A 6,487-nucleotide genomic window follows, 5' to 3' on the forward strand; every position below is an offset into this window, starting at 1 on the left:
TTCGATTTTTGACTGTAAACTTTGAAAAAAGCAAGACGGCAAAAAAAGAGTCCGAATGCTTAAGCATTCGGACTCTTTTTCAGTTCGAACCGACTTCTTTATTAAGGACTTTACGTCGTGCACAGCAACAAGGCGCCAACGGCTGAAAGAACTTTGAAACCTAAGACAGATAAAGCCTTAGACCCTGTCGCCTGTCAAGGTTGAGAGGTAGAATTCTCGTTGTAAAAACGTTCTGCGCCGGGATGAAGCGGAACCGGAAGATCCTTTGTAACAAAATCGAGATCCTTCATACTCTCCATGGAGTAATGGAGCTCATCCAAATCCTCTACAGACTCGCGCAAAATTTTTGTGATCGTATAGACCAGCTCCTCGTCCATATCTTCATTGACGCAGAGCACACACTTCACGCCGAAGGTGGGCACGTCTTCTTTTTGACCGTAATAGGTGCCGGCGGGAATCACCGCTTTGCGATACTGGTCGTTGTCATCCAGTATCTCATTCAGTTCTTCATCGGTGTAGCGCAGCAGGTGGCAGGGAACACTCTTCGCCAAATCCTGCATCGCCTTGATGGGGACGCCGGCCATTCCATGTACGGCATCGAGCTTTCCTTCGCCCAACGCTTTGCTGCCGGAGCCAAGGCCGTAATTTTCCAGCTTTGTATTGTTCGAATTGATTCCGACAACCTGCAGGGCAATTCTAGCGGAAAGATCCGTGGTGGAATTCTCCGGCCCCACAGCAACCCGCTTCCCCAACAGATCATGTACATAGACAGCATTCAGGGAATCTTTCGTAATCCAGTTGGAGCAGCTGAAATACACCGCACCGATCGCGCGCAGATTTTTCATTGGCTTCCCCGAAAATTCATCCTCGCCCCGGTAAGCGCAGTATGCCACATCCGCACTGACCAGAGCAAGATCAATCTGCCCGCCCCGCAGGCCTTCCACATTGGAAAGAGAACCGTTTGATGCGCCAATGTTGATTTTCATTTGGGGTATGTTCTCATTGATGACCTGTGCAATGGCACGGCCTACCGGGTACATAGTACCGCCGCTGTCTGCAGTACCGATGGTCAGCACCTGAATGGGCTGTTCCTTCTGCGTAACGGCGGCCGATGAGCCGCTGTCCGCCGGCTGGCACCCCGAAGCCGTTAAACCAAGAAGACACAATACTGCAGCCAATTTTTTAAAACAACTGCCTGTACTCATTGACATCGCCCTCCCCTGTTATAAAATGACTGGAACAAACGCCGCATGCTTGTTTCCAATTTATTATCATAAGTTTGAGGCCGCTTTCCAAAACAGGATTGCGCAAGTACCGCAACCACCAAACTGATGATTCCATGCTCTCAGCCGCCAAAAGCTCTGCTTTTGCTTGTAGTGTGAGGTTATTATATCATAAATCATCAAACACGAAAGCCGCGCCCATATTTTCGGAATTAACGAGTTGATGATTTAGCTGACCCAAACCTTTCTTCAGCTGAGTGAGTTTCATACTGGAGATGGAAAAACACCGTTATGATATATTTATAAAATTATATATAATATATGCTTTTGTATATTATACCATGGCAGGCCATGGATTTCCAAGTAAATTTCAGACGGAAAAAATCAAACATTCTGCCGAACCGCCGTTTTTGTATTTTATTGTATTTTTAAAAAATGCAAAAGGCAGGTTCCAAAAGAACCTGCCTTTTACAAACCAAATAACTATTGTTTGATGTAGGATCTAGTAAAAGCCTACTCAAACGGTAATGAACCCGTAATCAAAATTTAGGAAGCGGTTACTCACAAAGTAGCAACCCAGGGTGCAATCACACTGCAGAGAATCGGATTGACAATATCCAGGACAATGAGTGCGAAGGGAGTGAAGACGACCCACGCAACGTTGGCAGGGCCATATTCCGAAATAACCGCGCGCATATTTGTCATGGCGTTGGGGCCGGAACCAAGGCCGATACCCACATGAGCCGCTGTCATAACAGCCGCGTTGTAATCTCTGCCGCATACGTTGTAGGTGACCAAAGCAACCCACAGAATCATAACAACGATCTGGCAGGCCAGAATGATGACGAAGGGACCAGCCACATCGGCCAGCTTTGTAACATCGATGGTCATCATGGTCATCGCGATGAACAGATCCAGAGTAATTGATCCAACGGTATCAATCTCAACTTCGTTAACCTCAAACTTCGCGGCATCCAGAATGTTGCGGATGATAACAGCACCCAGCATACAGCCTACGAAATAGGGGAATTCAATAGCGGGGACTTTGCCGGCCGCAATCGCGATATAAGAGCCGATACCTGCGGAAATAACAACCAGGCATACGCTGCCCATCAGGCTCTTGGTGTTCAGAGGGGTAACCTCATTATCGGCCTGCTTGCTGGCATCCACTTCATTGGCATTGGCCTTCAGGTTGTTGCGCTTAATCAGCCAGCGTGCAACAGGGCCGCCCACCAGGCTGGCAAAGATCATGCCGAAGGTGGCACCCATAACGCTGATAACAACCGCATTGGCCGCGCCGAGCTCTTCATACAGAGGAGCGATCGCACCAGAGGTGCCTACGCCGCCCATCAGAGACAGGGAGCCGAGACCCAGGCCGAGCAGCGGATGCAGGCCAAAGGGCTTTGTCAAAAGAACGCCTACCACGTTTTGAATCAGAATGGAACCGATCGTTGTGATCGTAATACCGATCAGGAGCTTTCCGCCGGCATTTTTGATCAGCTTGGCCGACGCGGTCAAGCCAATGGCGGTAAAGAAGATGTCCATAAAGAATTCTTTGAGCACCTTAACATCAAAATTGATGGTAAGAACACCGCCGTTTTTCAGCAGTGAAAGAACGATGCTGACAATCAAGCCACATACGACAACGCCCGGGATACAGTAGGTACGCAAAAACTTGACTCGTTTGACAAGCCAGCGACCAACCAGAACGACCAAAGCTGCGATTGCACAGCTTTGCATTACGTCAAAAGAAATTTCTACCACAAAATCCTCTCCCTTATGTAGGTACTTAAACTGGAACGGGACCGCCGTCCCGTTCTGTCATGGTGTGTGTGGTTTCCAAAAAAACCGAGGTCTCTGCTAAAAAGCTCACCCACCTTTCTTTGTTTTCTCGGAAGCTTCCCCGGCCACCTCGAATATAGTTTGAGTATAAGGAGAGAAAAGAATTATTTCAATTTTAAGTAACTATCGTAATTCTTTTGTAGCTAAAGTAATTGTGCTACTTGAACATATTGCAACAAATACATCTAAAATTTTATTTCATTTTACTAAAAGAATACTTGATTGCCGGTCTTCCCCCTGTCTGATAATCGATTGTACTGGTGATTTCATTCGTTTCTACCATGAAGCTCATATAGCGGCGCACCGTGATCCGCGAAAGGTGCACCCTCTCGGCGATCTCTTCACTGGTGAACATGGACGAGCTGTTTTCCATCAAAAAACGGCGGATCATATTCATGGTGCTGTCGTTCAGACCCTTGGCCAGAATTTGGGACGGCGCCGTTTTGCCCGCACTGGAACAAAGCATTTCATCGATTTCTTCCTGCCGGAGGGCGCCGTCATGGGTATGCCAGCGCTCATGGGACTGGCGGAACTTATCCAAAGCTTCGCGGAAGCGATGGTATTCAAACGGCTTGACCAGATAATCCAGAATACCGCGCGAAACCATCTGGCAGACGATCTGAGCGTCGCTGGCCGAGGTAACCATGATAATATCGGGAGCCTTTCCCATTCCGTGCAGTCGGTCCACGAACTCCATTCCATTCATGACGGGAGTATAGTAGTCCAGAATAATCAAAGGCACATCGTGCCCTTTCAAATATTCCAGCGCCTGCGCGCCATTCTGAAAAACCGCCTGCACCGCAAAGCCGGGAGTATTTTCAATATATCTGCAGTTGATATCCGCCACCATGGAATCATCCTCAATAATGATTACCTGATACATCCTTCTGCTCCTCTCTGGTGAAAGTAATGGTAAAGACGGTGCCTTCGCCCCCTTCTGTCTCTACGTCGATCCGGCCGCCATACTGCCGGACGATGCGGCGCACCAAATACAGACCGGTTCCACGGTATTTCCCCTTGGTGGAAAAGCCCTTTTCAAACATATGCTCCATCACCTCGTGGGAAATGCCCCGGCCGGTATCCTCGCAGACCAGAATATTGCAATCCGGCCGGCAGTACAGGCCAAACTTGATCTCCCGAAGCTCGGATTCGTGGAGGTTCAGGTCTTCGATAGCGTTTTCCAGCAGATTCCCGACGATCGTCGTCATGTCGTCCACGGGAATCAGAAGATCCTGCTCAATGCAGCAGCTGTCCCCCATCAACTTGAGCTGGATTCCCTGTTCCGCCGCGTGCATCATTTTGCCCACGACAAGCGCGCAAAGCTCCGACACACGGATCTGATCTGCCGTTTGGCAAATCACCTGACCGGTAATCAGGTTGCTGTTCATGATAAATCCGATCGCCTTCTCGATCTGCCCTGTTTCCAGATACCCTAAAATCACGTGGAGGCGGTTCGAAAACTCATGGTTATACGAACGCAGCGCGTCGATCATGCTGCGGGCGCCAAACAGCTCGTCCGACATATGCAGCATTTCGGTGCGGTCGTACAGAACCGTCAGAACGCCCTCCGCGGGGGAATTATTATCCTTGCGGATGGGTACCTCGTTGACCAGCACCGAATGCCCTCCGACGATCCAGGAGCGGCGTTCCTCCGGCTGGCCGGTGCGCACCACAGTGTCCTGACGGGTGTCCGGCAGCAATTCCGAAACAGGCCGCCCCTCCAGCATCTGATCTTCCCCAAGCAGACTGCGGGCCGCCGAATTGACAAACAGCACCGTCCCCGCCGTATCGGTGGCGACCAGCCCTTCCGACACCGCGCTGAGGACAACATCCTGACGCAGGTAACGGCGCAGCAGCTCTTCCGGCTGGAAACCCATCAGGGTCTTTCTCATGATCCGAAGAATGGCATGGCTCAGGAAAAAGCCGATGATCAGCATCACGCCCAGGATCATCAGATGCACCAGCGCAATGCTCTGCACACGGGCGGAAATGACTCCGATAAACACCGATACCATCACAAAGCCGATGATTTCTCCCTTGGCGTTGTGAACGGCATGAAACGCCCGCCGCTGAGCGCCCTTTGTGCCGTACCCGATAGTGATATACGGCTTGCTGCCCTGAAGAATGGGAATCTCTTCCCCATCCACATAAGATTCGCCCGTACTTTGCCGGTCGGTATGGTAAAACCGGACTCCGTCCTTATTGCAGACCTCAGCAACGCTGATATTGGGGATCGTCGCATACAGCGCATCCAGAGACTGCTTGACATAAGGCGAGGGATAACCGCTTTCCAGCATAGTCACCACATCTGTTCCCTCCGATATATAAGCCGCGATACCGCTGATCATAGTATCCATTTCTTTTTGCTGGCGGACAATATCAAAATACAGCGTTCCGCCCAGTGAAAGCAGGATCACCAGAGTGGAAATCAGCATGAACCCCCGGTACAGCATGCGTTCCAGCTCGCTTTTTTTCTTCTTGTGATACATAGCTCCTCCCAATTACCGGCAACTTTTTGTCCGAGCAGAAAAAAGCGCCCCTCAATCCACAAATCAGAACCCCGCACCTTTTCATGACGCATCATATACCACAGGCGCAGAGCGCCGTTGTGGTATATTGATCAATCGATGGTATAATAGCCATTTGCGGCTATTATACCATATTTTTTCCACGGAAGAATAGATTATTTTTTACGCGCTTCCCACACAGGAAGTTCTGCTGACACGAGCTTGTCCCTTATGCCGGAAAAGAGTATTTGTTTCGTTCGGTTCCATTTTGGGCTTTTCTTCGTGCGGCTTTGCCGCGGGGAAAATTCTTTTTTTGCCAGTTTGCCCCCCGGTCAGGGTAGAATTTTTTTCTTTCTTTTCGATGGTAAAATAGTTTTTTCCGTGAATGGCCTCACATGAAATTTCTGCTGGCGCAGAGCTTTGCCCCTCGTGCCGGGGCGGGCACTTACTTTCGTGAAAGGACGAAAGTAAGCAAAGGCCTTCCAAAGGACACCTTTGGAATCCGTTTGGGGAACGGTTCCTGAACACACCAACGAAAGCCATCCGTAAGGCGCTCCAATGAAAATGCCCACTCTCCTAGCTGCTACAAATCAAAAGCTTGGCGCTTTCGTCCGTCGGCGGGCATTTTCAGAGCGCTCTCGTCAGCTCGCAGTAGGGCTGCCTGACGGTAGTTTTGATTTGTCAGTTTGCAGAAGACGTTTTTCAGCACAGCGGCTTTTCATACCCTTTTGCGGATGCTAAAGCTTCCCTTATGCACCCACTTCACGCGCAGGCCATGCCTGTGCGTGAAACAGCACCAGAGCGGGAGCTTCTCCCGGTTTCCAAAGGCAGCGCCTTTGGTCGTTGAGTGGGGGGTCCAAGGGGGAGAGAATCGAAACTCCCCCCTTGGCGAATCTTTGCTTCCTTTCTTTGCGA

General features: G+C 50.1%; 4 protein-coding genes. All 4 read right to left on the bottom strand.

Annotated features, from left to right (window positions below):
• Positions 1-194: 194 nt before the first annotated feature.
• Positions 195-1,205: a TAXI family TRAP transporter solute-binding subunit gene (locus tag TY09_RS14295; RefSeq protein WP_052335681.1), complete on the bottom strand. Its 1,011-nt coding sequence runs from the start codon at positions 1,203-1,205 to the stop codon at positions 195-197.
• Positions 1,206-1,784: 579 nt separating this feature from the next.
• Positions 1,785-2,987 (bottom strand): sodium/glutamate symporter, encoded by a 1,203-nt coding sequence (locus TY09_RS14300; protein ID WP_042435758.1) that lies wholly within the window; start codon positions 2,985-2,987, stop codon positions 1,785-1,787.
• A 271-nt stretch (positions 2,988-3,258) separates the two neighbouring features.
• Positions 3,259-3,948, bottom strand: a complete 690-nt coding sequence (locus tag TY09_RS14305; protein WP_009066219.1) for a response regulator — start codon at positions 3,946-3,948, stop codon at positions 3,259-3,261.
• Complete coding sequence (locus TY09_RS14310) at positions 3,926-5,554, bottom strand: sensor histidine kinase (protein ID WP_042435761.1); 1,629 nt, start codon at positions 5,552-5,554, stop codon at positions 3,926-3,928. The genes TY09_RS14305 and TY09_RS14310 overlap by 23 nt, the downstream gene beginning before the upstream one ends.
• Between the last annotated feature and the right edge of the window lie 933 nt (positions 5,555-6,487).

Source organism: Faecalispora jeddahensis, from assembly GCF_000577335.1.
Lineage (GTDB): Bacteria > Bacillota > Clostridia > Oscillospirales > Acutalibacteraceae > Faecalispora > Faecalispora jeddahensis.

Coding starts and splice junctions, on each gene's coding strand:
- TY09_RS14295 (WP_052335681.1), bottom strand. CDS start 1,205: ATGAGTACAGGCAGTTGTTTTAAAAAATTGGCTGCAGTATTGTGTCTT.
- TY09_RS14305 (WP_009066219.1), bottom strand. CDS start 3,948: ATGTATCAGGTAATCATTATTGAGGATGATTCCATGGTGGCGGATATC.
- TY09_RS14310 (WP_042435761.1), bottom strand. CDS start 5,554: ATGTATCACAAGAAGAAAAAAAGCGAGCTGGAACGCATGCTGTACCGG.